We start from the raw sequence: 26,034 nt of genomic DNA on the forward strand, positions 1-26,034 counted from the left end.
CCGGAAATGCCCGCCTATAGGGCGCGCTCCGGTCGGGACGTAGCGCAGCCTGGTAGCGCATCACACTGGGGGTGTGGGGGTCGGAGGTTCGAATCCTCTCGTCCCGACCAGTTTCTCCAAAGATCAACTCGAATGATCTTCAATGCGGAGAAACTTCCGGGCGGGGCTAAGCGGCTCGCTCTTCCGGATACATCGGCCATATACACCGCCGGACTTCGGGCAGGCCCTCCGGTCTTCTGGCTTTGCGCATCCCCGCGCCGTCCGGTCCAGCCGCACATTGCCACCCTTGGGCAATGCTGCTAGGCGCGCGGGCTTGACCGGTTGCCCCTGATCCTTTCGCTCTTGTCTGGCGGCCGATCGATCCTATTCAAAGCGCTTCAACAAGACGAAAGCAGCCCATGTCCAGCTCCCTGCTCGTTCTCGCCGCCGCAGCCCCTGCCGCCGGCCCGCCCGGATGGGTCCAGATCCTGCCGCTTCTTGCGATGGGCGTGATCTTCTGGTTCCTCGTGTTCCGTCCGCAGATGAAGCGGCACAAGGAGCATCAGGCCAAGATCGCAGGCCTGCAAAAGGGTGATCGCGTGGTTACCGCGGGTGGTCTTGTCGGTAAGATCGTGAAGCTGGAAGACCACTACGTCGATCTCGATCTGGGGCAGGGCGTAAAGGTGAAAGCCGTGCGCTCCACCATCGGCGACGTGATCCCGCCGGGCGGCAATACCCCGGCCAACGACTGAGATCTTAGCGAATGCTCGATTTTCCGCGCTGGAAGCGCCTGTGGCTGTGGGCGATCACGCTGATCGGCGTGGCCGCGGCCGTTCCTTCCCTCACCATGCTGGCGGGCCAGCCGTGGCCGTCGGCCCTGCCGGACCCGGAGATCAACCTCGGTCTCGACCTTGCCGGCGGGAGCCACATCCTTCTCGAAGCCGATACCGCGCAAGTGCGCGACCTTCGGATCGAGGCGATGGAAGAGGACGTGCGCCGCGCTATGCGCGAGGCCGATCCCGCCATCGAGATCGGCGACATCTCCACCGCTGACGGGCGCCTGTCCTTCATGGTGGAGCAGGAAACGCAGGTCGATGCCGCGCGCGAAATCCTGTTGCCGATGACAGAGGGCGTGGGCCTCACCGGCCAGCGTGACTGGACGATCCGCGTGGTGGACGGCCAGCGTTTCATTTTCGAACCGACCGATGCCGGCCTTGAACAGGCGGTCGAAAACGCGATGGATACCGCGACCGACGTCGTGCGCCGCCGTATCGACGAACTGGGCACGCGCGAACCCACCATCATCCGGCAGGGTGACGACCGCATCGTCGTGCAGGTGCCGGGCCTTGACGATCCGCAGAAGCTGAAGGCGCTGCTGGGCCAGACCGCGAAGCTGGAATTCAAGCTCGTCGACCAGACGGCGCTGCCGTCCGACGTGGCGCAGGGCATCGTGCCGCCGGGCAGCCAGATCCTTCCCTTTGCCGAAGACGGCCGCGGGCAGGGATCGATCGCGGTCAAGCGGCTGGGCGGTATTCAGGGTGACCAGCTGACCAATGCGCAGCAGGGTTATGACCAGAACGGTTCGCCCGTCGTCAACATCACCTTCAACCAGGAAGGCGGACGCAAGTTCGCCGCGCTGACGACAGCCAATGTCGGCAAGCCATTCGCCATCATCCTCGACGGCGAAGTGCTGTCGGCCCCGAACATCAACGAACCGATCCTTGGCGGATCGGCGCAGATTTCGGGCGGCTTTTCGGTCGACAGCGCCAATGCGCTGGCGATTTCGCTGCGTTCGGGCGCACTGCCGATCGACCTTCAGGTCGTGGAGGAACGCACCGTCGGGCCGGACCTTGGCGCCGATTCGATCCGCAAGGGCGTGCTCGCGCTCATGATCGGCGGTACGGCCGTGCTAGCCTTCATGTTCGTGAGCTATGGCCGCTTCGGCCTCTATGCCAATGCCGCGATCTTTTTGAACGTGCTGATCATCCTTGGCATCATGGCGGTGCTGGGCACCACGCTCACCCTGCCGGGTATTGCCGGTTTCGTTCTCACCATCGGTACCGCGGTCGATGCCAACGTGCTGATCAACGAACGCATCCGCGAGGAACGCAGGCGCGGTCGTCGCGTGGTACAGGCCGTCGAAGTCGGCTACCGCGAGGCACAGCGCGCGATTATCGATGCCAACGTCACGAACGTGATCGCGGGCGTGCTGCTGTTCCTGTTCGGCTCGGGCCCGATCCGCGGCTTCGCCATCGTTCTCATCATCGGTATCGTGACCTCGGTCTTCACCGCGGTGACGATGACCCGCATGTGGGTGGCAGGTTACCTGCGTAAACACCGCCCCAGCGACCTGAATATCTGAGGAGGGACGCATGAAACTCCTGAAGCTCGTCCCCGACGACACCAATGTGAAGTTCCTTCGCTGGCGCCTGCCGTTCTACATCGTCTCGCTGATCCTGATGGCGGCAAGCTGGGGCGCGGTGGCGACCAACGGCCTCAATCTCGGTGTCGACTTCGTCGGCGGCCAGATGATCCGCGCGACTTTCGTGGAAAGTGCCGAGGCACCCGTTGCCGAGCTGCGCGACGACATCGCCGGGCTTGGTTACGGCGCGCCGATCATCCAGCGTTTCGGCCAGCCGAACGAGGTTTCGATCCGCATGCGCCTGCCCGAAGGTGAGGACGCGGCGCAGGTCAAGAACCTTGCCGACCAGATGACGAATGCCATCGTCGGCGAAATGGAAGCCAGTTATCCCGGCGTGCGGATCGACGGTGTCGATTCGGTCTCCGGCAAGGTTTCGGGTGAGCTGTTCGAAACCGGCATGCTTGCGCTCTTGGCCGCGATGGTCGCCATCGCGATCTATATCTGGGTCCGCTTCGAATGGCAGTTCGGCATCGGCGCGCTGTTTGCGCTGGTCCACGACGTGTCGCTGACGCTGGGCCTGTTCGCGCTGACACAGATGGAGTTCGACCTGAACATTGTCGCTGCGATCCTTGCCATCATCGGTTATTCGCTGAACGATACGATCGTCGTTTACGACCGCATCCGCGAGAATCTGAAGAAGTATCGCAAGATGCCGATGGAAGAGCTGCTCGACCTGTCGGTGAACGAGACGCTGGCCCGCACGGTCATGACCTCGCTGACCACGCTGATGGTCCTGCTTGCGCTCATGTTCGTCGGCCCTGCCTCTACTTTCGGGTTCGCGGCGGCAATCGCGTTCGGCATCTTTGTCGGCACGTATTCGTCGATCTACATGGCGGCGCCGATCCTGATCTGGCTGCGGGTCAATGCGGACAGTTTCGTGCCGACCGAGTCGGCGACGGACAAGCAGGAAAAGATCGCCCGCGGCGAAGTCTGAGGGGCGGCCTGCCCCTCCTGCGCGCCGGTCCGGTTTTCCTGATGCCGGGCATGTGTGTTATTCTCGGTCCCCAAGGAAAGGAGGCCGAGAATGGCACAAGACAACCGCTATGCCGCAGAGCTGAAGAACCTGCTGGTCGAAATGCGCGACCACCCCGAACGCAACCACGAAGACGCGCGCCAGCGTGTCGCCGTGCTGCGCAAGATGGTCGAGGCGCAGGACGCCTGACCGACTCGCGTCAGTCGATCACAGCATCCTGACCAGCATCACACCCTGCGCGACCCAGGGCGGGTCTTTCACCACCAGTTGGCGCTGGCCCGCCCCGGGCGGCAGGATCGCCACGAACTGATCGCTGCGGTCTATCAGCCGCCCGAACGCGAAACGCCCGCCGGGGCGCGGAACCAGCACGTCGCGGTTCATGGCCTGCTGCGTGTCGGCCACGGCCAGTTCGCGCAGCCACAGCCGGTCGCCGGGCCGGTATTCGCCCTGCGCCACATCGATTTCCAGCACGCCCATCGCGTCTTCGCCCAGCAGCACATCCGGCGGCACGGCTTCGCGCGGTTTGGGCAATGCTTCCGCCCCGTCATGCCCTAGTCTCGCCACGACCATCGGTGCGGCGCGGCTCTCGCTTGCCAGCAATGCTTCCGGCTCTACGCCAAGCGCGGCGGCAATCCGGTTCAGCCAGTCGATGGAAAGCGTCCGCATCCCCGTTTCCAGCCGGCCGATCGTTTGCGGCGTCGTGGGCGGAGAGCAGGTTTCGGCAAGGTCCGCCAGCGTCAGGCCCTTGTCCTTGCGAATGGCGCGGATGCGATTGATCATGGCTGACGTCCTTTTACCCACGAACCTATATGGTGTTATTTTCCTACAAGATCGAACCGGCGCAAGGCTCCCTCTGTACTTATCAAGAGGGAGATTCGCGTATGGACGACACCGCCGGGCAGACTGATCGCAAGGCGCACTATGTAACCCGCGAATTGACGAGCGAGGGGCCGCGCCGCACCTCTGCCCGTTACAAGGGCGGTGCGCCAAAGCGGGGGCGCAGCGTTACCGTCAACTTGCGCGAAAGCCCGCTAAGCTGGCTGCATGCGCGCGGGCACCTGACCGACCGGCAGTTCGATGCGGGCGAACGGCTGCGCGCGGATTGGGAACGCGCACAGCTTGCCCCGTCGATCACGATGCGGTGGGACCCGGTGCGCGTGAAGGGCGGGCCAGATGCCGGGCTATCCCCGTCCGAGCGCCAGCTTGCAGCGAAACGGCGGTTCGATGAAGCGACAGCACAGGCGGGTCCGGGCCTGTCGGACGTATTGTGGCGCGTCGCCTGTGCGGGGGAGAGCCTGCCCGATGCGGAAAAGGCGCTCAGCTGGCCGGCGCGCAGCGGCAAGCTGGTGCTGGGCCTCGCGCTCGACAGGGTCGCGCAATACTATCGTATCCGGTAGCATGGTGTGGGGCGAAGGGGTTGAGCCGCGCCAGACTTCGTGTAGGTGGTTTCATCAGAAACTGAAATGAACGGGTCATGCGATGAAAAGAAGGACATTTCTGGCTGCTGGAACGGCGATGGCCGGGTTGTCTGCCCGGCCGCTTCGGGCGATCGCGGCGGATGCGCCGACCCCGCCACAGACTGCTGCAGATGCGCGGCTCAATGCGCTGATGGACAAGGTGCAGTGGGGCGACATGCGGCTCGACCCGACAGAGATGACCTCGCTCGGCATCGATACCGGCGCGAACGCATGGGCCCGTTCGCGCCTCGGTTCTCCGGGGATGGCGGCACGCGTGGCGGAATGGAACCATGCGGAAAACATGCTGGCCGCGCTCAATGGTTTTGACACGGGTGAACTGAGCGAAACCGGCTCCGTCCATGCAGGCATCCTGCGCTTCCAGCTGGAATCGCGGCTGACGGGGCGCGAATTCGGGCTGGGGCATGTCCATTCGCCCTATGTGATATCGCAGCAGGACGGGATCGCCGGACGGGTGCCGGACTTTCTCGCCTCGATCCACCCGATCGCAACGCGCGACGATGCGGAAAGCTACCTCTCGCGCCTGTCGGCCTATGGCTATGCGCTGGATGACGAGAGCGAGTTGCAGCGTCATGAAGCGGCGCGCGGATATGCCGCACCGGGCTGGGCACTGGCAAAGGCGGCGCAGCAGCGCGAAGGGATGCTGGCGCAGGCAGCGGCAGAGAGCGGACTTGTCCGGTCTCTTGCCAGCCGCGCGGAGGAAAAGGGGATTGCGGGCGACTGGGCAGCACGCGCGACGCGGATCGTGGAGGAGCAGGTCTATCCTGCGCTGTCGCGTCAGGCGGCTTTGCTGCGCAAACTGTCGGGCACGGCGCGCAAGGGCGACGGCATCTGGCGCGTACCGCATGGCGAAGAGATATACGATCGCGCGCTTGCCTATTTTACCACCACCGGTCTGCCTGCCGATGAAATCCACCGCATCGGTCTGGAGCAAGTCGCCGAGATCGAGGCTGCGCTTGATCCGATCCTGAAGGAAGCAGGCCTGACGAAAGGCACGCCGGGTGAGCGGCTGATCGCCCTGAACTCCCAGCCGGGGCAGGTTTTCGAAGATAGCGACAAGGGGCGCGCCGCATTGCTGCGCTTCCTTGAAGAACGGGTCGCGAAAAGCTGGGAGCAGATCAAGCCGGCTTTCGACACCGTGCCGTCCACACCCGTGGAAGTGCGCCGCGTTCCGGTCGAGATCGAGCAGGGGGCCAGCCTTGGCTATTATATGCCGCCCGCTGCCGACGGTTCGCGGCCCGGTACGTTCTACCTCAACCTCTATGACGTGAACGACTGGCCGCGTTATTCGCTGCCCGCGATCATCTATCACGAAACGATGCCCGGCCATCACCTGCAGACCGGTCTTACCGCCGGGAACGACGACTTGCCGATGCTGCTGCGCAACCAGTACATCGGCTCCTATTCCGAAGGGTGGGCGCTCTATGCCGAACTGGTCGCAGACGAACTGGGCATGTACGAAGGTATCGAGAAAGCGGGCGCGCTGCAGTCATGGCTCTACCGCGCGGCGCGGCTGGTGACCGACACCGGCCTGCACGCCAAACGCTGGAGCCGGGAGCAGGGCATCGCCTATTTCGGATCGACCGTCGGCTATCCGGAAAACCAGACGATGAGCGAAGTCGAACGCTACTGCGCCGGGCCGGGTCAGGCGTGCAGCTACAAGATCGGCCAGAACGCATGGGTGGCAGAGCGCCGCAAGGCAGAGGGGGCGTTGGGCGAAAACTTCAGCCTGCCCCGTTTCCACCGGATCCTGCTGGAAGGCGAAATGCCGCTCAGCCTGCTTTCCGAACGGGTCGATGCATGGATTGCGCGGGAGAAGGCCGGGCAGGGGAACTGAGTGGCGGCATCAGCGTGCGCTTTTGAAGCTACCGACGTAGACCGTGCCGCGGTAGCGGTTGGCCATGATGTAGGTCCAGCCGCCCTTTTCATTCGATTTCATGGGGTGGGGTTGGAGGGAGGCTGGACCCCGGGTCAAGCCGGGGTGACGGACTCGGGTTTGCATCGAACGATGGCAAAACCATTTTCCTACACGAGCCGGACCCGTCATCATGCGCGCTGTTCTTTGCCATTGTGGTGTCTGCGCACAACCTGTCACCCTGTCGTTAAGGGGCGGACGGGGCGGTTTTCTGCGGGTTTGAGGCTTATTGCCGCGGGTGACAGGGTGTCACTTTTGTCACCCTAGCCCTCCAGCGCCTCGACCTCTTCGGCCAGCGCAAGCCAGCGTTCTTCGGCTGCGTCTTTTTCGGCGCGCTTGTCTTCCAGCGCCTTGCTGAGCTTTGCGAACTTCGCTGGGTCGCTGGCGTAAAGATCGGGATCGGCCATCGCTTCCTCGTCCGCGATGATCGCGGCTTCCAGTTCCTCGATCCGGCCGGGCAGCAGGTCGTAGTCGCGCTGGTCCTTGTACGAAAGCTTCGTCTTCTTCTGCGGCGGGGGAGGGGGCGTCGGGGTTGCGCTTTTCTTCGCCTCTTTCGGTGAGCCGGTTGGCTTCTTGCGCTTCGCTTCCCAGTCGGCATAGCCGCCCGCGATGACGTCGACAGAGCCGCTGCCGTCAAGGCCCAGCGTGATCGTTACCGTTCGGTCGAGGAAGTCGCGGTCGTGGCTGACGATGAGGACGGTGCCGTCATAGTCGGCGATGACTTCCTGCAGCATGTCCAGCGTCTCTAGGTCGAGATCGTTGGTCGGCTCGTCCAGCACCAGCAGGTTGGACGTGCGCGCAAATTCGCGGGCGAGCAAGAGCCGCGAGCGTTCGCCGCCCGAAAGCGTGCCGACCCGCGCATCGACCAGCGAAGGATCGAACAGGAAGTCCTTCAGGTAGGCCTGCACGTGCTTGCGGACCCCGCGCACGTCGACCCAGTCGCCGCCTTCGGCCAGGATGTCGCGCATCCGCTTCTCGTCGCTGAGCAAGCTGCGCTGCTGGTCGATCATCACGCCGTTCAGCGTCTTGGCGAGCGTGATCGTGCCGCTGTCGGGCTCAAGCTCGCCCGTCAGCATCTTAAGCAGCGTGGTTTTCCCTGCGCCATTGGCCCCGACGATGCCGATGCGGTCCTGCCGCTGGATGCGAAGGTTGAAGTCCTTGATGATGGTGCGGTCGCCGAACGACTTGGTGACATGCTCCGCCGTGATGACCGACTTGGTCTTGGTGTCGTCGGCAACGACCGCCATCTTGGCCGTGCCTTGCGGCGACATCATGGCGGCACGCTGGGCGCGCATTTCGTGCAGTTTTTCCAGCCGGCCCATGTTCCGCTTGCGCCGCGCGGTGACACCGCGTTGCAGCCAGTGGGCTTCCAGTTTCAGCTTCGCGTCCAGTTTTTCGGCTGCGCGCGCTTCTTCGGCATAGACCTGTTCTTCCCATGCCTCGTACCCGCCGAAGCCGACTTCCTTGCGGCGCAGGTTGCCACGGTCGAGCCAGAGGGTCGCGTTGGTAAGGCGGGTGAGGAAGGTCCGGTCGTGGCTGATAACCACGAAGGCGCCGTTGAAGCGGTTGAGCCAGCTTTCCAGCCAGTCGATCGCGCCGAGGTCGAGGTGGTTGGTCGGCTCGTCCAGCAGGAGCAGGTCCGGCTCCATCGCTAGCGCCCGCGCGATCGCGGCGCGGCGGCGCTCGCCCCCGCTGGCGCTTTTCGCGTTGCGGGTCATGTCGATGCCGAGCTGTCCGGCGATCGCTTCCACCTCGTACTGCGCCGGCGCATCCTTGCCCGCCAGCGCGTAATCCATCAGCGTTTCGTATTTCGCGACATCGGGTTCCTGCTCCAGCATCACGACCTTGACGCCGGGCTGGATCGAACGCTTGCCGCGGTCGGCCTCTATCTCGTTCCCGATCAGTTTCAGCAGCGTCGTCTTGCCCGCGCCGTTGCGGCCGATGAGCGCCAGCCGGTCGCGCGGGCCGATGTGGAGGTCGAGGCCGCCGGATGCGGTGGTGCTGTCGGGACCGCCGAACAGCCAGCCGCCACCCTGCTGCAGGCCGAGGCCTTCCCATGAAAGGATCGGAGGTTGTGCCATGTCGCCGCGCGACTAGAGCGATTTCGAGCCGGATGAAAGCCTTCATCCGGCGCCTTGCGAAATCGCGGCATCGAAAGTTCGCGGCGGGTGAACGAGGCCGCAAGCGATGGTTCAGGGAACCGGATGCAATTGCAGGGGGTTCGGAAAGGAACTCCTGGGAGAACTCTCGCATGAAACGCCTGCTTGCCGCCGCCGCCCTTACCCTGCCCGCCATCATGGCCAGTGCCCCCGCTTCCGCCGCTGTTGAGGTTGGCGTGGATGTTGATGGCCCCGTCGTGGAAATCCAGACGCAGCAGCAGGTGATGGGCGATCCGGACAAGGCCATGGTCGGTGCCGGGGTGACAACCCGTGCCCAGACCGCGGTTGCCGCCATGCAGCAGAACGCGACGCAGATGGATGCCGTGCTGAAGAAACTGAAGGCGCTCGGCGTGCCGGACAACCGGATCCAGACCAGCGGCATCACGCTTAATCCGCAATACCAGTACAACAATTCGACACAGCAGCCGCGCTTCCTCGGATACGACGCGACCAACACGGTCAGCATCGAACTGCGCGATCTCGAACGCGTGGGGCCGGTGCTCGACGCCCTTGTCGCAGCCGGGGCGAACAACCTGAACGGGCCGACATGGGGTGTTGTCGACGATACCTCGCGCAAGGCGCAGGCACGTAAGGCGGCATTCGATCAGGCTATGGCGCAGGCGCGGGAATATGCGCGGATGGCCGGATACGGGAACGTCCGCCTGCTCGCGATCGAGGAATCGATGGGCTATTCGCAGCCGATGTACGACCGGGCGATGGCAATCCAGACCAATGCCGCCCCGCCACCCCCGCCCATGACGCCGACGCGGCCGGGGCAGGTGGCCACCACCGTGGGCCTGACGATGAAGTTCGAACTGGTCCGCTGATGCCGCGCAAGTGTCGCCGGCGTGCAACACCGCTGTGCTTTCCGGCGACACAACGCACTATTCACGCCTTGTTCAATGCATCCCGCCTAGGCAGTATCGCATCATGACGCGCAAGCTCCGCCCTGTATTCGCCGCTCTCGCCGCGCTTGCCGTAGCGACAACGGGTTCGCCCGCCATGGCCGGTAACGATAAGCGGGACGGGCAGGGCGATGCCCGCCGCGAGCTTCGTGCCGGTAACGTGCAGACGCTTCGGCAGATCGAGAATCGCGTCCTGCCCCAGATGAAGGGCATGGATTATCTGGGCATGGACGAGTTCGTGGCCAATACCTACCGCCTGAAGTTCATCCGCGACGGCCGCGTCGTCTTTGTCGACGTCGACGCGCGGACAGGGCGCATTATAAATGTCATGAAGTAAACCTGACTCTGGCCGTTTTGGTTTAGGGCAAGGCGAAAATCGGGAGACGGCGGCACCCGGAGCGCAGCGTACTTCAGTACGTGAGCACCGGAAGGTCGCTGGCTCGCGATTTGCAGCCTTGCCATGGAGCAAAACCTTTCGTTCATCTTGTGTGGACCTTTTCTTGCTCCCATCTGTTCATGTAGATGAACGAGCAGGGGCGGCTCCATCATGACCGGAGCGCCCGCGGGAACGGAGAGCATATGCGTATCCTGATTGTCGAGGACGAGCCGACGCTGGGCAACCAGCTCAAGACCACGCTGGAGCAGACCGGCTATGCCGTCGATCTGTCCACCGATGGCGAGGATGGCCATTTCCTTGGTTCCACCGAAGAGTACGATGCCGTCGTGCTCGATCTTGGCCTGCCGGAAATCGACGGGCTGACCGTGCTGGGCATGTGGCGGCGCGAGGGGCGCAATTTCCCCGTGCTGGTGCTGACTGCGCGCGACAGCTGGTCGGACAAGGTGGCGGGGCTGGACGCGGGTGCGGACGATTACCTTGCCAAGCCGTTCCAGACAGAGGAACTGATCGCCCGCCTGCGCGCGCTGATCCGTCGTTCGACCGGCAATGCATCCAGCGAACTGACAGCGGGCGACGTGCGGCTGGACACCCGTTCGGGCCGCGTCACTCTGAACGGCGAGCCGGTCAAGCTGACCGCGCAGGAATACAAGCTGCTGAGCTACCTGATGCACCACAAGGGCAAGGTCGTCAGCCGCACAGAGCTTATCGAACACATCTACGATCAGGACTTCGATCGCGATTCGAACACTATCGAGGTGTTCGTCACCCGCATCCGCAAGAAGCTGGGCGCGGACGTGATCACGACCATACGTGGCCTTGGATACAGCCTCGACGACCCCGCCGACCAGCCGCGCGGCTGAGCCGGACGCGACCGGAAGGGAAGAGGGCGCTGCTGCGTCCTCCTCCCGCGCGTCTGCCTCACGCCTGTCGAAACGGCGCCTGACCATCGCGCGCCGGCTGGTGCTGCCGGACAGGCTGCTGGGCGCCGGTCACACCGGTTCGCTGTCGCGGCGCATGATGCTGATCGCGATCGGCTGGATCGTGTTCCTGTTGCTGATCGGCGGCCTTGCCCTCGATCGCACGCTGTCGGGCCTCATTACCCGCAATTTCGACGAACAGCTGGAATACATGCTGACGGCGATGGTCGCTTCGGCAGAGATCGGCCCCGATGGCGAAGTGTTCTTCTCCCGCCCGCTTGGCGACCAGCGTTTCCTCGAACCGAACTCCGGCCTTTACTGGCAGATCACGGGTGAGGGGCACGAGGATTTTCCATCCCGCTCGCTGTGGGATCGCACCTTGCAGGTGAAGCCTGCCGATCATGTCGAGCCGATGGTCTACGACAGCGGACAGTTCGGCGGAGAGCCGCTGCGCGTGATGCAGCGGCCGATCCTGCTTCCGGGCAGCGATACGCAGTGGTGGTTCGTTGTCGCCGCCAGTCGCGAGGAGCTGAACGCGCAGATCGCCCGCTTCCGCTCTATCCTTGCCTACAGCTTCGTGGTGCTGGGCGGCGGGCTGATCATGATGGCGGCGCTGCAGACATGGCTCGGTCTGTCGCCGCTACGAGGCGTGCGCCGCGCGATCCAGCGTATCCGCCTGACGGGCGAGAACCGCGTGACCGAACCGCTGCCGCTGGAAGTCCAGCCGATGGTGGAGGAACTGAATGCGCTGCTCGCCCATTCGGAAAAGCAGGCGGAAGAAGCGCGCGCCCATGCGGGCAATCTAGCCCATGCGTTGAAGACGCCGCTCACAGTGCTGAACAATGCCGCTGCCGCGCACGACCCCGATCTCGACCAGCTGGTCCAGCGCGAAGCGGCGACGATGCGGCGGCAGGTCGACCATCACCTTGCCCGCGCCCGCGCCGTGGGCCGACGGGCGACCGGCCTTGCCCGCGCGGATGTGCGCGAAGCGGCAGAGGCGGTGGAGCGCGCGGTATCGCGGCTATACCAGCATGTACGGTTCGACCTTGCGGGCGCAAAGGAAGGCGACGCGCTCGTCGCGCTGGAGCGGCAGGACCTCGACGAAATTCTTGGCAACTGCATCGAGAACGCGGCGAAATACGGCGGCGGCAGTGTTTTCGTGACGGTCGATGCCGTGCCGGAAGACCGGATGTGCAAGGTGTGGATAGAGGATGACGGACCGGGCATTCCCGAAGTAGAGCGGCAACGAATTTTCGATCGCGGCGCGCGGCTCGATACGAACAAGCCGGGCACCGGCCTTGGCCTCGCCATCGTACGGGATGTCGTTGAAATATATGGCGGTTCGGTCGCGCTTGGTGAAAGCGAGGACCTTGGCGGCCTGCTGATCGAATTGTCCTTGCCGCGCACCGCCAGCGCATAATGCCGCCGCTATCGTCCCGGATTTGCCGAAGTCGCTACAGGTCGTTAATATTGTTGGCGTAAACCCCGGTTGGAATTGCCGACTTGAAGGGGTTGGAAACGTGGGCATGGCAATGGCTCAAGTACAGGATCAGCGCCGGGCGGACCGTGTACCGGTCAGGCTTGTCACGTCCCACGACGGCGGCAACTATCCGCTGACCCTGCTCAACCTATCCACCACCGGCATGCTGCTCAGCAGCCCGCGTTCGTTGCGGGTGGGCGACAAGGTGCAGGTAGAACTGCCCGAAATCGGATCGACCACGGCGCAAGTGATGTGGAGCGATACCGACGAATATGGCTGCCAGTTCATGCAGCCGATCCCCGAATCGGTCGTCTTCGCCGCGGAAGCAGCCTCTCGCCGCAACCGTTCGCACCCTTCGCGCCAGCCCGAAGCGCGCCGCAGGATGGTGATGGAACACCACGGCCGTAACGACGAGACCCGCGCGCTGGTCCTGCTGATCGTATTCCTCGCCGTGACGGTGGTGCTGTTCTACGCCGCGCAGGCGATTTTCACGAACTGACCGGGCTCTCGACTCGATCCGGCGGAAGGATCAGGCGCCGCGTGCCCGTTCGTGGTGGCGGATCACCTCGTCGATGATGAAGCGCAGGAATTTCTCCGAAAATTCCGGATCGAGATCGGCGTCCTCCGCCAGCTTGCGCAGGCGCGCGATCTGGCTTGCCTCGCGGCCCGGATCGGCTGGCGGCAGGGCAGTCGTCGCCTTGTACTCGCCCACCGCCTTGGTGATGCGGAAGCGTTCGGCCAGCATGTGAATCAGCGCCGCATCGATATTGTCGATGCTCTTGCGATAGCCTGCGAGCACGCCATCCGGCCCGGTTGCTGTATTTTCGCCCATGGTGTCGTTCGATCCGTTCATGGGCGCAGGCCCTAGCAAAGGCGATCGGCTGCGCGCAAACGCTGATCGCTGGCGATACCCTGTGATATTGGTCGAATCGCCGGAAAACGGCTTGCCATGATGCGCCGCAACGCCCAAACGGTCGCGCGTGAACGCGACCGTACATCAAATGCCCCGCAACGCGCCTTCGCTGGCCCCTGTCCTCGACCTGACGGCGGACGGCATGAACTGCGTGAACCAGATCATCCTCGATCGCATGCAGTCGAAGATTCCGCTGATTCCGGCACTCGCCGGCCACCTGATCGCGGGCGGCGGCAAGCGGATGCGCCCGATGCTGACATTGGCCAGCGCGGCGCTGCTGGAATACGAAGGCAGCCGACATCACAAGCTGGCCGCGGCTGTCGAATTCATCCACACCGCGACGCTGCTGCACGACGATGTCGTCGACGGATCGGACATGCGGCGCGGCAAGCAGGCGGCGAACGTCGTGTTCGGCAATCCCGCCGCCGTTCTGGTCGGTGATTTCCTGTTCAGCCGGTCTTTCGAACTGATGGTTGAGGATGGCAGCCTGAAGGTGCTGAAAATCCTGTCGGGCGCCAGCGCGATCATCGCAGAGGGCGAGGTCGACCAGCTGACCGCCCAGCGCCGCGTGGAAACGGGCGAGGAACAGTACCTTTCCATCATCGGCGCGAAAACGGCCGCCCTGTTCGCCGCCGCCTGCCGCATCGCCGCCGTGGTGGCCGAACGCGACCCCGCGATCGAACAGAAGCTGGACGATTATGGCCGCAACCTCGGCATCGCGTTCCAGCTGGTGGACGATGCGATCGACTACGATTCGGAAGTCGGCGAAAGCGGCAAGGACAAGGGCGACGATTTCCGCGAAGGCAAGATGACCCTGCCGGTGATCCTTGCCTATGCGCGCGGCAACGCGGAAGAGCGCAGCTTCTGGCAGGATGCGATGCGCGGCAAGCGTTCCTCTGACGAGGATCTGGCCCATGCCACGTCGCTGATCGCCAAGCACGGCACCGTTGCCGACACGCGCGAACGGGCGAAGCACTTTGCCAACCGCGCGATCGACGCCATTTCCGGCTTCCCCGCCAACGAGGCGCGGGCCGCGATGATCGAAGCGGCGCAGTTCGCGGTTTCCCGCCGCTTCTGAGTTCCGGTATGGCAATGAGCCTGCCGGTCGAAGCTGTCCTACCCGACCTTCTGGCCGCATTGAGCGGGCAGACCGGCGCTGTCCTGATCGCGCCGCCCGGTGCCGGCAAGACGACCGCAGTCGCCCCTGCGCTGATTGGCGAGGGCTGGTGCGACGGCCAGATCCTCCTCCTCAGCCCCCGCCGCGTGGCCGCACGCGCCGCCGCCGAACGCATGGCCGAGATGCGGGGAGAGAAGGCGGGAGAGACTGTCGGCTACGCCACCCGCATGGACACCCGCGTCGGCAAGGACACGCGCATCGTCGTCATGACAGAGGCGATCTTCGTGAACCGCATTGTCGCCGATCCGGACTTGCCGGGCGTGAGCGCGGTTTTGTTCGACGAGGCGCACGAGCGGCATCTCGACAGCGATCTCGGCCTTGCACTCGCCATCGAAAGCCGCGCCGTGCTGCGCGAGGACCTGCGCATTCTGGTTATGAGCGCCACCATCGACGGTGCCCGCTTTGCCCGCCTGCTGGGCGATGGCACGCCGGTCATCGAAAGCGAGGGCAAGGCATGGCCGCTGCGCATCGCATGGCTGGGCGCAAAGGCGGAGCAGCGGACCGACGAACAAGTGGCAAGCGCGGTACTGACCGCCTGGCGCGAGGAAGAGGGCGACATCCTCGCCTTCCTGCCCGGCGTGGGCGAGATCGAACGCGTGCGCGAGCGGCTGGAGCAGCGACTTCCGGACGTGCCGATCCTGCCCCTGCACGGCCAAGTCGAACCGGCGGCGCAGCGGCTCGCCATCCGGCGAGATCCGGAAGGGCGCCGCCGCATCGTTCTGGCAACCGCGATTGCGGAAACTTCGCTGACGCTGGATGGCGTATCGGTCGTCGTCGATGCGGGCCTGTCGCGCCATGCTGAATTCGACATCGCGGCGGGGACCAGCCACCTTGTCACCCGCCGCGCCAGCCGCGCCGCCGCCGCCCAGCGCGCGGGCCGCGCCGCACGGCAGGGCCCCGGTGTTGCCTATCGCCTGTGGGAAGAGGCGGGCCATGCCGGCCGCCCGGAATTCGATCCGCCGGAGATCGCGACCGCCGATCTTGCGCCGCTGACATTGTCGCTGGCCCGTTGGGGAGAGGCGGACCCGCTGCGCCTGCCGTGGCTGGATGCGCCGCCCGCATCTGCGCTTTCCGGTGCGCGGGAGCGGCTGTCCGCGATGGGCGCGCTGGACGAGGCGGGGCATATCACCCCGTTCGGCGAGCAATTGTCCGAGCTGCCGATGGACCCTGTGCATGCCGCGATGGTGTTGTTCGGCGCGCGGGCCGGGCAAGCACGGATTGCCGCGCGCATGGCGCTGCTGTTGCAGGAACGCGGACTTGGCGGGCGAGGGGAAGACCTTTTGCAGCGCCTGTCGCGTCTGGATGGAGAGCGGGGCCGCCGTGCCGATGCCGCGCGGCGTCTGGCCGACGGCTGGGCGAAGCGGGCCGAAAAACTGGCCGGTGGCGCAACTGACGGGGGCGGTGCGGTCGCGTTTGTGGCGCTGGCCATCCCCGGCAATGTTGCCCGCCGCCGCGATGCGAGCGGGGAGAACTGGCTTTCCGCATCGGGGCGCGGCTTCACGCTGGACCCGGCATCGCCACTGGCGCGGGAGGAGTGGCTTGCCATCGGAGATGCGCAGGGTCAGGCGAAAGGCGCGCGGATCACGGCGGCGGCATCGTTGGGCGCAGCCGAGGTCGAGGCCCTTTTCGCCGACCGGATCGGGCGGCGTTCGGTTCTGAACTGGAACGATGGCGAAGGGCGTGTAGAGGCGCGCCTGCAACGGCGGCTGGGCGCGATCACGCTGGCCAGCGGGCCGGACCCGAAGCCCGATCCCGATGCTGTGGCCGCGCTTCTGCTGGAAAAGGCCGTCGACCGGATCGATGCCATCGTACCCCGTGCTTTGCTGGCTCGCGCGGCGCATGTCGATATTGCCGAACTGGGCGTGGAAGCGCTGGCCGAAAGCGCGGCTGACTGGTTGTTGCCGCTGCTGCACGGTCGGCGCGATCTCGATATAGGCAAGGGCACGGTTACAGATGCGGTGCTCGCGCGGATCGACTGGGATACGCGCCAGCGGCTCGACCGGCTGGCCCCGCGCGAATTCGCCAGCCCGGCCGGCACCCACCATGCCATCGACTATGCGGGAGAGAGTGCCCCTTCGGTCGAAGTGCGGGTGCAGGCACTGTTCGGGCTGGATTCGCACCCGATGATCGGCACCACGCCGCTCCTGCTCAACCTGACCAGCCCGGCGGGCCGCCCGATCCAGGCAACGCGCGACCTGCCCGGATTCTGGCGCGGCAGCTGGGCCGATGTCGCCAAGGATATGAAGGGCCGATACCCCAAACACCGCTGGCCGGAGCGTCCGTGGGAAGAAAAACCCAGCCTGAAGACCAAGAATGCCTTCGCCAAGGGCTCGTGAAGGGCGTTGCGCACTTGAGCCAAGCAGGAGAATCGCTTATCCGGCCCGCGAAGCGAGAGCCGCAAGGCCGAATGGCCGCCCGAGCTTATTGCGAGGAAGCCAAGGGGCGCGGATGCGCCCCGTCCGGCGTTTGAGGGACACTGAAAACATGCCTGCCCGTATCTACCAGCGTCCGAAGAATGCCATGCAGTCCGGCCGCGCCCGCACGTCCGACTGGGTGCTTGATTTCGTGCCTGCCGAAGCGAAAAAGCCGGATCCGCTGATGGGCTGGGCCGGATCGGGCGATACGCAGCAGCAGGTTCAGCTGAGCTTCCCCGATGCCGAAGCGGCCGCAGCCTATGCCGCGAAATACGGGATAGAGGCGCACGTTGTGGCAACGCCGCCCCGCCGCCTGAAGCTTCAGGCCTACGCCGACAATTTCCGTTAAACAGCTGCGCCGGATCAGGCGATCACGGCGTCCGACAGAAGGGCGCTGATCGCCCCCATGCGCCAGGTGATCTTGCCTTTCTTATAGGCTGCGCGGCAATCGGTCGCGTCGTGGCCGATGTCTTCCGCGATCAGCGGCGTATCGGTCAGGCCCGGCCCTTCGAAGCGAAGATCGTCGCATTCCCCGTCGCGGGCAAAGTCGCTGGTATCGTCACCCCAGATGATTTCCGCTTCGCCGGACAGGCGGATGAACAGCGGGGCGAGCGTGATCTTGCCGGTGCCGAACGCGGCGCGGCAATCACTGGCGTCGCGAAAGATATCGTCGGGCAGCAGCGGCGTTTCGGTCATCCCTTCGCCGGTGAAGCGCAAGTCGTCGCATTCCCCGTCATTCGCGAAATCGCCCGCATCATCGCCGAAATCGATCCCGTCAAAAGATCCCGCCTGCGCGGGCATGACCGGCGTGGTGGCCAGTGCCAGCGCGATCAGCGGAGCGGTAAGGATGCGTTCTTTCATCATGCGATTAACCTTCGAAACCGTGTTTGTATCCCTATCACTCGCGCGGAAACCGGCCAATCGCGGTAACCATACGTGGTAACGGGCGTCCCGTTGCGGGACCGTTCGGCACATGCCGGCGGGGCTTGTCATTGGCCGCGAACATCGCCATATCGCGCATCGGGAGTCGGGTGGACGTTCGCGTCCGCCAACCTGGTCAGGTCCGGAAGGAAGCAGCCACAACGGATGGCAGCGGGTCGCCCGGCTCCTTTTTCACTTCGCATCGCTGGATTTCTGCCCTTGGCTGACCGGGTGTTTTGCGGCGCCATGCGATCGCGCACAGATTTCGGCGGATTCAACCCGCCGTCAGGTTCGACATGCGGGTGAGTGGTCCCTAGATTGGCAAGCGATGTCCGATTCACCCGACATTTTCGGCTCGCAGGAGCCTGAAGGCGAAGACCCGAAGCCCACCGCTGCGGAGCTTGAGGCTGCCGGCCAGAACGCGCTGTTCGGCGATCCGGCCCCTGCTCAGCCGCCGCCTGCGGCTGCTGTCCCGCCTGTCGCTGCCCCTGCGCCGACAGCCGCGCAGCCCTATCGCGTGCTGGCGCGCAAGTACCGGCCCCAGACGTTCGGCGAACTGATCGGGCAGGACGCAATGGTCCAGACGCTGGCCAACGCGATCCGCCGCGACAGGCTGGCCCATGCCTTTTTGATGACCGGCGTTCGCGGGGTCGGCAAGACATCCACCGCACGCCTGATCGCCAAGGCGCTGAACTGCATCGGCCCCGACGGGACTGGCGGGCCGACGATCGATCCTTGCGGGAAGTGCGAACCCTGCATCGCGATTGCCGAGGGGCGGCATATCGACGTGATCGAGATGGACGCGGCAAGCCATACCGGCGTGGACGACGTTCGCGAAATCATCGAGGCGGTGCGCTATGCCGCCGTTTCCGCGCGCTACAAGATCTACATCATCGACGAGGTTCACATGCTGTCGAGGAACGCGTTCAACGCGCTCCTCAAGACGCTGGAGGAACCGCCGGCGCATGTGAAGTTCCTGTTCGCGACGACCGAGGTGGACAAGCTGCCGGTCACGGTATTGTCGCGGTGCCAGCGGTTCGATCTTCGCCGCATCACCGCGCCGATGCTGCGCGAACACTTCGCCCGCGTGTGCGAGGCGGAGGGCGTGACGGCGGAGGACGAGGCGCTGGCCATGGTGGCATCCGCTGCCGAAGGTTCGGTGCGCGACGGTCTGTCGATCCTCGATCAGGCCATCGCCCATGCCGACATGGCAAGCGCGGGCGAGGGCACGCACGTTACTGCCGAACAGGTCCGCGAGATGCTGGGCCTTGCCGACAAGGGCGTCCAGCGCGAGCTGTTGAGAGCCGTCATTTCCGGCAATGGTGTTGAACTGCTCGACGTGCTGAACCGGCAGTATTCGCTGGGTGTCGAACCAGTAGCGGTAATGCGTGGGCAGATGGATCTCGTCCATCGCATCGCGCTGTGCCAGCTTGGGAAAGGCGAGGCCGATGCGCCCAGCGCGGAGGAGCGCGAGGCCATCGCCGGCTGGGCGCAGAAGCTGGGTGCGGCGCAAGTCCACCGGTTGTGGCAGCTGCTACTGAAAGGGCACGAGGAAGTACGCACCGCGCCCGAACCGATCGTGGCTGCGCAGATGGCGCTGCTGCGCGTGATGCATGCCGCAGACATGCCCGATCCCGGCTCCCTGATCCGCAAGCTGGATGAAATTGCCGCGCGGCCCCCTGCCGCCACGGGTGACGCGCCTGCCGCACCTGTCGATGCACCCGCCGCGCAGGTCGTGGCCGGTCCGCCGCCGGTGTGGGAAGCGCTGATCGCGCAAGTGGAGGCCGCGGGACAATTGCGCGTAGGGCAGGTGATGACCGACTGGGTGCGCGTCGTCGCCCTTGCATCCGGCAGCCTGACATACCAACTCGCCCCCGGTTTCAACGAGGACGTGGGGCAGGACCTGCGCGACGCACTCTACCGCGCAACGGGCGAACGCTGGCTTGTCGAACGTGCACCTTCGGGCGAGGAGGGTACACCTACCGTGCTGGAACGCCGCAAGGCGGAGGCCGAGCAGGAAGCCGACATCGTCCGAAATTCGCCGATGGTGAAGGCCGCCATGGAAGCCTTTCCCGACGCGAAGCTGCTGGAAACCGACAAGGAAATCCGGCGGGCCTGAGCGCCCGCCCACACGAGGAATACGAAGATGAAGTCGATGGAAGAAATGATCCAGGCAGCGCAGGCCGCGGCCCAGACGATCCAGAAGCAGATGAACGAGGCGCAGGCCACGCTCGACGCGATCGAGGTCGAAGGGCAGTCGGGCGGCGGCATGGTGAAGATCCGCTGCACCGCAAAGGGCCGCATTCTCGGCGTGTCGATCGACGACAGCCTGATGGTCCCGTCCGAAAAGCAGATGCTGGAAGACCTGATCACGGCCGCCTTCAACGATGCGCGCGGGCGCGCCGACCAGAAGGCGGGCGAGGAAATGGCCCGCGTGCAGCAGGGCGCCGGACTTCCCCCCGGTTTTGATCTTTCCAAGCTCGGCCTCTGACCGGACGGGTACGCACATTGCTTGTCGTTGCGCAGAAAACCCCCATATCGGCGCAAACGGCGCGGCAGATGATTGACCGGTGCCGGCCCCATCATCCTATCAGGGTGACACGGTGATCGTATTTCCTGGACGGAAAAGAAGCATATGAACGAATATCCTCTCCTGCCCCTGCGCGACATTGTCGTGTTTCCCGGCATGGTCGTGCCCCTCTTCGTGGGGCGCGAGAAATCGGTCGCGGCGCTGGAAGCCGCGATGGCGGGGGAAAAGGACATCATGCTCGTATCGCAGCTCGATCCGGGCTGTGACGATCCGGGTTCCGACGATCTGTACGATGTGGGTGTCGTTGCCAGCGTGCTGCAACTGCTGAAGCTGCCCGACGGCACCGTTCGCGTGCTGGTGGAAGGGCAGCACCGCGCCACGATGCGCACGCTTGACGAACGCGGCCCCATGCTGGTCGCCGCGGTAGAGCCGATGGACGAGATCACCGCCAGCGGGACCGAGGTTTCGGCCCTGATGCGGCAGGTGGTCGAACAGTTCAACGACTATGCCAAGCTGAACAAGAAGCTGTCGGCGGATGCGGGCGAACAACTGGGCGAGATCGACGATGCCTCGCGCCTTGCCGATGCTGTCGCCTCCAACATCGCGGCGAAGGTTTCCGACAAGCAGGCGATGCTTACCGAGCGCGATCCGCTCAAGCGCCTCGAAATGGCGATGTCCTTCATGGAGGGCGAGCTTGGCGTGCTGCAGGTGGAGCGCAAGATCCGTGGCCGCGTAAAGCGGCAGATGGAAAAGACGCAGCGCGAATATTACCTCAACGAACAGCTGAAGGCGATCCAGAACGAACTGGGCGGCGGTGACGAAGGCGGCGACGAGCTGGCCGAACTGGCCGCGAAGATCGAGGGTACGAAGCTTTCGAAGGAAGCGAAGGCGAAGGCGGAGTCGGAGCTGAAGAAGCTGCGTTCGATGCAGCCGATGTCTGCAGAGGCAACGGTCATCCGCAATTACCTCGACGTGCTCCTTGGCCTGCCGTGGGGCAAGAAGAGCAAGCTGAAGAAGGATATCGGCAAGGCACAGGAAGTGCTCGATGCCGATCACTACGCGCTGGACAAGGTGAAGGACCGCATCGTCGAATACCTTGCGGTGCAGGCCCGCACGAAGAAGCTGAAAGGCCCGATCCTGTGCCTCGTCGGCCCGCCGGGCGTTGGCAAGACCTCGCTCGGCCAGTCCATCGCCAAGGCTTGCGGCCGCGAATTCGTGCGCCAGTCGCTGGGCGGCGTTCGTGACGAAGCGGAGATCCGCGGTCACCGCCGCACCTACATCGGCTCCCTGCCGGGCAAGATCGTGTCGAACCTGAAGAAGGCGGGCACGAGTAACCCGCTGTTCCTTCTGGACGAGATCGACAAGCTGGGTCAGGATTTCCGCGGCGATCCGGCCTCGGCCCTGCTCGAAGTGCTGGACCCCGAACAGAACGCGAAGTTCCAGGACCACTATCTGGAAATCGATTACGACCTGTCGGACATCATGTTCGTCTGCACGGCGAACAGCCTGAACCTGCCGCAGCCGCTGCTGGATCGTATGGAGATCATCCGGCTGGAGGGTTACACCGAGGACGAAAAGGTCGAGATCGCGCAGCGCCATCTGGTCGACAAGCAGGTCGAACTGCACGGGTTGAAGAAGGGCGAGTTCGAACTGACCGAACCCGCGCTTCGCGACCTCATCCGGTACTACACCCGCGAAGCCGGCGTCCGTACGCTGGAGCGCGAGGTTGCGCGACTGGCGCGCAAGAGCTTGCGCAAGATTCTTGAAGGCAAGGTCGAAACCGTCACCATCACGCCCGAAAACCTTGGCGATTTCGCGGGTGTCCGTAAGTTCCGCCACGGCGTTTCCGATGAAGAGAACCAGGTGGGCGCGGTTACCGGTCTTGCATGGACCGAGGTGGGCGGCGAACTGCTGACGATCGAAAGCGTGACCGTGCCCGGCAAGGGGCAGGTGCGCACGACCGGCAAGCTGGGCGAAGTCATGACGGAATCGGTGCAGGCCGCATTCTCGTTCGTGAAGGCGCGCGCGCCAGCCTACGGCATCAAGCCGTCGATCTTCCACCGCAAGGACATTCACATCCACTTGCCCGAAGGCGCCGTTCCGAAAGACGGGCCGAGCGCGGGTGTGGGCATGGTCACCTCCATAGTTTCGACGCTCACCGGCATTCCGGTCCGCGCCGACACTGCGATGACCGGTGAAGTCACCCTGCGCGGGCGCGTGCTGGCCATCGGCGGGCTGAAGGAAAAGCTGCTGGCGGCGCTTCGCGGCGGCATCAAGACGGTGCTGATCCCGGAAGAGAACGAGAAGGATCTCGTCGAGATTCCGGCCAACATCGTCGAGCGGCTGGAGATCATCCCTGTCGCCCACGTCGACGAGGTTCTGGCCCGCGCGTTGTCCGAACCGCTGGTCCCGATCGAGTGGAGCGAGGAGGACGACATCGCCAGCCAGCCCGGACCGCTTCAAGGCACGGGCGAGGTATCGCCGACCGCCCACTGACGGGTTTCGAATCGCACACGGGAACCGGTTGCGCCTGCAACGGATCCGATGTTGCGATGCGGCATGTTGCGCGCGATTGGAAGATCGCTGCGCATCAGGTCTGATTACGAGCTCGATTTGTCTTAAAAAGGGCGGAAATCAACCGTTCCTGCGGCAATTTGGCTTTGACAGCGCAGGGAAAAACGTCTCCATTCCCGCAACTCGCGAACAGCGATTGCGAACCGGCGGTTCTCGTCGGTCTCGCTTCCCGAAATTTCGAATGAATGATCCATCAAGGGGGTTTCAAGTCACATGAACAAGAACGAACTGATCGGGACCGTGGCGGACACCAGCGGTCTTTCGCGCAATGACGCGACCAAAGCTGTCGAAAGTGTCTTCGATGCCATTACTGCTTCGCTGGCCAAGGGCGACGAAGTTCGCCTGGTTGGCTTCGGCACGTTCTCGGTTGCAAAGCGCAAGGCATCGACCGGTCGCAACCCGCGCACTGGCGAGCCGATGACGATCAAGGCTTCGACCCAGCCCAAGTTCAAGGCGGGCAAGGGCCTGAAGGACGCCGTCAACTAAGGCGCTTGTCGTTACCCCCCTTTAACGGGGTCGCATGAAAAGCCGCGCGGTGCTGATGCCCCGCGCGGCTTTTTCTTTGCCCGGTTGTCGCCGCCGTTAACGGCGACCCGCGAAATGTTCGCCGATCAGTTCAGCGCGATCAGCGCCATCGGCGCCGACTTGCGCGAAACATCGACCTTCCAGCTCAGCCGCTGCATGTCGCCGCCAAGGATTTCCGGCCCCTCGTCGGTGTTGTTGGCAAGGATGCGTCCGTCGGTCACGATCGTGAACGTACCGTCCGGCAGGACAGGGGCGGGCGCATCGTCGTCCTTCTTGCCGGCCGCACCCATCATGCTCATCATGCCAAGGCCGGGTCCCATGCCGGACATCTGTTCCCCGCCGAAGCCATCGGCCTCTACCCGCACACTGCCGTCGGCCCGGGGCAGGGCAGTGACGAAGGGAGAGACCATCGGCATTTTCTCGACCATCGGGAAAACGAAACCATGGGTCAGATTGCCGCTGATCGCATAGCTCACCACGAACAGGCCTTCCCCGACATGGGTGACCTTGCTCCACCCGCGTTGCTTGCGAAGGGTCTCGGCTAGCTTTTCCGCGCTTTCCGGATCGGAGGGATCGAGGCTGCCCATCATCTTTACGAACTGCTGCTTTTCCGCGGCTTCCTTGGCCTGTTCGGCCTCCCACTCGGCGCGCTGTTCGGCTTCCTGTTCGGCGGTGCAGGTGGTTTCCTCGAAATCGTCGTCGTAGCACTCGGCCTCAAAGGTCTGCTTGCCGTCCATCTTCGCCAGCTGGGTCAGGCCCATCATCGAGATTTCGCCGTCGTAGGTGTAAGCGAAACCGCCGCCTTTCTTCAGCGTCAGTTCGGACGTGAACTTGCCCGGCGTCAGCAGGCAGCCCGACAGCAGCAGCGATGATGCGGCAAGCATGGCGCATGCCATGCGCTTCAGCGTGAACGATTTCCCCATGGTTCCCTCCTCAAGATCCCGTCCGTTCTTACTGGCCGCGCATTGCACAAGCGTAAAGGGCAATGGCCGCTGCGTTAGAGACATTGAGGCTTTCGACGGCAGCCGCGATCGGCAGGCGCGCGATCTGGTCGCAGTGCTGGCCGACCTGATAGCGCAGGCCATCCCCTTCGGCGCCAAGCACCAGCGCGACAGGCCCGGTCGGCAGGGCTTCGGCAAGCGTGGCCTCGCCATCGCCGTCGAGGCCAATGCGCCAGTAACCGAGTTCCGCCATCTCTTCCAAGGCGCGGGACAGGTTCACGACGCGAATCCACGGCAGAGTTTCAAGCGCGCCCGACGCCGATTTTGCCAGCGTGCCTGATTCGGGCGGTGCATGCCGGTCCTGCGTCACGATGCAGGCCGCGCCGAAAGCGGCTGCCGAACGCATGATCGCGCCCACGTTGTGCGGATCGGTCACATGGTCGAGCACGACGATGGGCGCTGCCGGATCGCCTTCGGCCACGTCTACCAGAAACAGTTCGGGCAGTGGCTCGCATTCGATGACAATGTTCTGGTGCGGCGCATCGCGGGATACGAGACGGGCCAGATCCTGCCCGTCGGCATATTCGACGCGCACGCCTTCGGGCAGCTCGATCTCTCCCGCGTTGACCATTTCTTCCAGCGTTTCGCGCACGGCCCAGATCTTGTTGATGTCACGATCCGGGTTGTTCAGCGCCGCCGTCACCGCATGGCGGCCCCACAGGCGCACCGCGCCTTTGGAGGCACGGCCGCTGCCGCGTCCGCCCTGCATCCGGCCCGCACGACCGCGCAGAACCCGTTTTTCACCCTTTTTCGCCATTGCCAGCTTTGCCTTTCCAATTTCCAAGCGCTCTAGCCATGACCCCCATTGACAGGCAAGCGCCGCTTCGCCAAAGGGGCGCCTCTCGGCCGGACGGGGCACCATTGCCCCGCTCGAAGAAGTGGCTTTCCAGACACTTTGCGGCACCGGTGTGGACAGGTGGCCGAGTGGTTAAAGGCAGCAGACTGTAAATCTGCCCGCGCAAGCGTACGTTGGTTCGAATCCAGCCCTGTCCACCACCGCCGCCACCGACAGAACAGCACAAGCTTGCAGCTGTCACGGCAGTGTGAATCAACGTATTCGAACGCAGTTGGAAAGTTGGTTCGGAGCCGGAGCGCCGCGGAGACGTGGCCGCAGGCCACAATCCATCACTGTCCACCACCGTCGTTCTTGCCGATCAACCTGAGCCGGGCTTGCTCGAAAGCCGCCCGCAGGACGCGGAAAAACCTGTGACGAATTGAGCTTGAATGGTTACAAGTGTGACAAGTTGCTGGTCGAACAGGATCGGCTTCCGGTCGAAGTCGGGTGGCGGCCGGAAGCGGAGGTCCGGAACACGGCGACGGTGATGCCGTGCATCTTGTCGCGCGGTGCAGGGAGAGG

General features: G+C 64.4%; 24 protein-coding genes, 2 tRNA genes and 1 other RNA gene. 21 read left to right on the plus strand and 6 right to left on the minus strand.

What is annotated here, in order from left to right:
* The first annotated feature begins 33 nt into the window (after positions 1–33).
* The 5 genes from A7A77_RS05720 (at position 34) to A7A77_RS17765 (ending at position 3,563) form a co-directional block, all read left to right on the plus strand.
* Positions 34–110 (plus strand) — tRNA-Pro (locus A7A77_RS05720).
* A 288-nt stretch (positions 111–398) separates the two neighbouring features.
* Complete coding sequence (gene yajC, locus A7A77_RS05725) at positions 399–731, plus strand: preprotein translocase subunit YajC (RefSeq protein WP_066555089.1); 333 nt, start codon at positions 399–401, stop codon at positions 729–731.
* Positions 732–742: 11 nt separating this feature from the next.
* Complete coding sequence (gene secD / locus A7A77_RS05730; RefSeq protein WP_066555092.1) at positions 743–2,341, plus strand: protein translocase subunit SecD; 1,599 nt, start codon at positions 743–745, stop codon at positions 2,339–2,341.
* A gap of 10 nt (positions 2,342–2,351) precedes the next feature.
* Positions 2,352–3,335 (plus strand): protein translocase subunit SecF, encoded by a 984-nt coding sequence (secF, locus tag A7A77_RS05735; RefSeq protein ID WP_066555094.1) that lies wholly within the window; start codon positions 2,352–2,354, stop codon positions 3,333–3,335.
* A gap of 90 nt (positions 3,336–3,425) precedes the next feature.
* Positions 3,426–3,563 carry a hypothetical protein gene (locus A7A77_RS17765; protein WP_156500446.1) on the plus strand — a complete coding sequence of 46 codons (138 nt, stop codon included), beginning with the start codon at positions 3,426–3,428 and terminating at the stop codon, positions 3,561–3,563.
* Positions 3,564–3,581: 18 nt separating this feature from the next.
* Here A7A77_RS17765 and A7A77_RS05740 read toward each other — a convergent pair whose 3' ends face one another.
* Positions 3,582–4,154, minus strand: coding sequence for a helix-turn-helix domain-containing protein (locus tag A7A77_RS05740; RefSeq protein WP_066555095.1), 573 nt, complete (start codon positions 4,152–4,154; stop codon positions 3,582–3,584).
* 101 nt (positions 4,155–4,255) lie between these two features.
* Between A7A77_RS05740 and A7A77_RS05745 the strand changes: the two genes are divergently transcribed.
* Together A7A77_RS05745 and A7A77_RS05750 are read left to right on the plus strand one after the other, a co-directional pair.
* Positions 4,256–4,771, plus strand: coding sequence for a DUF6456 domain-containing protein (locus A7A77_RS05745; protein WP_066555096.1), 516 nt, complete (start codon positions 4,256–4,258; stop codon positions 4,769–4,771).
* Positions 4,772–4,853: 82 nt separating this feature from the next.
* A complete protein-coding gene (locus A7A77_RS05750; protein ID WP_066555099.1) occupies positions 4,854–6,686 on the plus strand; it encodes a DUF885 domain-containing protein in 1,833 nt (610 codons plus the stop codon).
* A 341-nt stretch (positions 6,687–7,027) separates the two neighbouring features.
* Here A7A77_RS05750 and A7A77_RS05755 read toward each other — a convergent pair whose 3' ends face one another.
* A complete protein-coding gene (locus tag A7A77_RS05755; RefSeq protein WP_066555102.1) occupies positions 7,028–8,845 on the minus strand; it encodes an ABC-F family ATP-binding cassette domain-containing protein in 1,818 nt (605 codons plus the stop codon).
* A 170-nt stretch (positions 8,846–9,015) separates the two neighbouring features.
* Here A7A77_RS05755 and A7A77_RS05760 point away from each other — a divergent pair, with 170 nt between their 5' ends.
* The 5 genes from A7A77_RS05760 (at position 9,016) to A7A77_RS05780 (ending at position 13,121) form a co-directional block, all read left to right on the plus strand.
* Positions 9,016–9,750, plus strand: a complete 735-nt coding sequence (locus A7A77_RS05760) for an SIMPL domain-containing protein (protein WP_066555463.1) — start codon at positions 9,016–9,018, stop codon at positions 9,748–9,750.
* A 103-nt stretch (positions 9,751–9,853) separates the two neighbouring features.
* Complete coding sequence (locus A7A77_RS05765; RefSeq protein WP_066555106.1) at positions 9,854–10,165, plus strand: PepSY domain-containing protein; 312 nt, start codon at positions 9,854–9,856, stop codon at positions 10,163–10,165.
* Positions 10,166–10,407: 242 nt separating this feature from the next.
* Complete coding sequence (locus A7A77_RS05770) at positions 10,408–11,085, plus strand: response regulator transcription factor (protein WP_066555109.1); 678 nt, start codon at positions 10,408–10,410, stop codon at positions 11,083–11,085.
* 154 nt (positions 11,086–11,239) lie between these two features.
* Positions 11,240–12,562, plus strand: a complete 1,323-nt coding sequence (locus A7A77_RS05775; RefSeq protein ID WP_172799850.1) for a sensor histidine kinase — start codon at positions 11,240–11,242, stop codon at positions 12,560–12,562.
* Positions 12,563–12,668: 106 nt separating this feature from the next.
* Positions 12,669–13,121, plus strand: a complete 453-nt coding sequence (locus A7A77_RS05780) for a PilZ domain-containing protein (RefSeq protein ID WP_082835938.1) — start codon at positions 12,669–12,671, stop codon at positions 13,119–13,121.
* 30 nt (positions 13,122–13,151) lie between these two features.
* Here the strand turns inward: A7A77_RS05780 and A7A77_RS05785 are convergent, their stop codons facing one another.
* The gene (locus tag A7A77_RS05785) at positions 13,152–13,475 is read right to left on the minus strand and encodes a chorismate mutase (protein ID WP_245638403.1); all 324 of its coding nucleotides are present in this window, start codon (positions 13,473–13,475) and stop codon (positions 13,152–13,154) included.
* A 148-nt stretch (positions 13,476–13,623) separates the two neighbouring features.
* Between A7A77_RS05785 and A7A77_RS05790 the strand changes: the two genes are divergently transcribed.
* The 3 genes from A7A77_RS05790 (at position 13,624) to A7A77_RS05800 (ending at position 17,475) form a co-directional block, all read left to right on the plus strand.
* The gene (locus A7A77_RS05790) at positions 13,624–14,613 is read left to right on the plus strand and encodes a polyprenyl synthetase family protein (RefSeq protein ID WP_172799851.1); all 990 of its coding nucleotides are present in this window, start codon (positions 13,624–13,626) and stop codon (positions 14,611–14,613) included.
* 8 nt (positions 14,614–14,621) lie between these two features.
* Positions 14,622–17,048, plus strand: coding sequence for an ATP-dependent helicase HrpB (hrpB, locus tag A7A77_RS05795; RefSeq protein ID WP_066555116.1), 2,427 nt, complete (start codon positions 14,622–14,624; stop codon positions 17,046–17,048).
* Positions 17,049–17,196: 148 nt separating this feature from the next.
* Complete coding sequence (locus tag A7A77_RS05800; protein WP_066555469.1) at positions 17,197–17,475, plus strand: NADH dehydrogenase ubiquinone Fe-S protein 4; 279 nt, start codon at positions 17,197–17,199, stop codon at positions 17,473–17,475.
* A gap of 14 nt (positions 17,476–17,489) precedes the next feature.
* Here A7A77_RS05800 and A7A77_RS05805 read toward each other — a convergent pair whose 3' ends face one another.
* Positions 17,490–17,990, minus strand: a complete 501-nt coding sequence (locus A7A77_RS05805) for a hypothetical protein (RefSeq protein ID WP_066555117.1) — start codon at positions 17,988–17,990, stop codon at positions 17,490–17,492.
* 156 nt (positions 17,991–18,146) lie between these two features.
* On the opposite strand from A7A77_RS05805, the gene ffs reads away from it, so the two are divergent.
* The 5 genes from ffs to A7A77_RS05830 all read left to right on the plus strand — a co-directional run bounded on the left by ffs (position 18,147) and on the right by A7A77_RS05830 (position 23,637).
* Positions 18,147–18,241, plus strand: an RNA gene (ffs, locus tag A7A77_RS05810) — signal recognition particle sRNA small type.
* A gap of 134 nt (positions 18,242–18,375) precedes the next feature.
* The gene (locus A7A77_RS05815) at positions 18,376–20,166 is read left to right on the plus strand and encodes a DNA polymerase III subunit gamma/tau (protein ID WP_066555118.1); all 1,791 of its coding nucleotides are present in this window, start codon (positions 18,376–18,378) and stop codon (positions 20,164–20,166) included.
* A gap of 27 nt (positions 20,167–20,193) precedes the next feature.
* Entirely contained in the window at positions 20,194–20,538 is a 345-nt protein-coding gene (locus A7A77_RS05820; RefSeq protein ID WP_066555121.1) for a YbaB/EbfC family nucleoid-associated protein, read from the plus strand.
* A 144-nt stretch (positions 20,539–20,682) separates the two neighbouring features.
* Entirely contained in the window at positions 20,683–23,073 is a 2,391-nt protein-coding gene (gene lon / locus A7A77_RS05825) for an endopeptidase La (protein WP_066555124.1), read from the plus strand.
* 291 nt (positions 23,074–23,364) lie between these two features.
* Entirely contained in the window at positions 23,365–23,637 is a 273-nt protein-coding gene (locus A7A77_RS05830; protein ID WP_066555127.1) for an HU family DNA-binding protein, read from the plus strand.
* 125 nt (positions 23,638–23,762) lie between these two features.
* On the opposite strand, the gene A7A77_RS05835 is transcribed toward A7A77_RS05830, so the two are convergent.
* Together A7A77_RS05835 and rlmB are read right to left on the minus strand one after the other, a co-directional pair.
* The gene (locus A7A77_RS05835) at positions 23,763–24,599 is read right to left on the minus strand and encodes a hypothetical protein (RefSeq protein WP_066555131.1); all 837 of its coding nucleotides are present in this window, start codon (positions 24,597–24,599) and stop codon (positions 23,763–23,765) included.
* A 28-nt stretch (positions 24,600–24,627) separates the two neighbouring features.
* Positions 24,628–25,434 carry a 23S rRNA (guanosine(2251)-2'-O)-methyltransferase RlmB gene (gene rlmB / locus A7A77_RS05840; protein WP_066555471.1) on the minus strand — a complete coding sequence of 269 codons (807 nt, stop codon included), beginning with the start codon at positions 25,432–25,434 and terminating at the stop codon, positions 24,628–24,630.
* A 153-nt stretch (positions 25,435–25,587) separates the two neighbouring features.
* On the opposite strand from rlmB, the gene A7A77_RS05845 reads away from it, so the two are divergent.
* Positions 25,588–25,673 (plus strand) — tRNA-Tyr (locus tag A7A77_RS05845).
* The last annotated feature ends 361 nt before the right edge of the window (positions 25,674–26,034 follow it).

This window comes from Croceicoccus bisphenolivorans (genome assembly GCF_001634625.1).
In the GTDB taxonomy this organism is placed as follows: domain Bacteria; phylum Pseudomonadota; class Alphaproteobacteria; order Sphingomonadales; family Sphingomonadaceae; genus Croceicoccus; species Croceicoccus bisphenolivorans.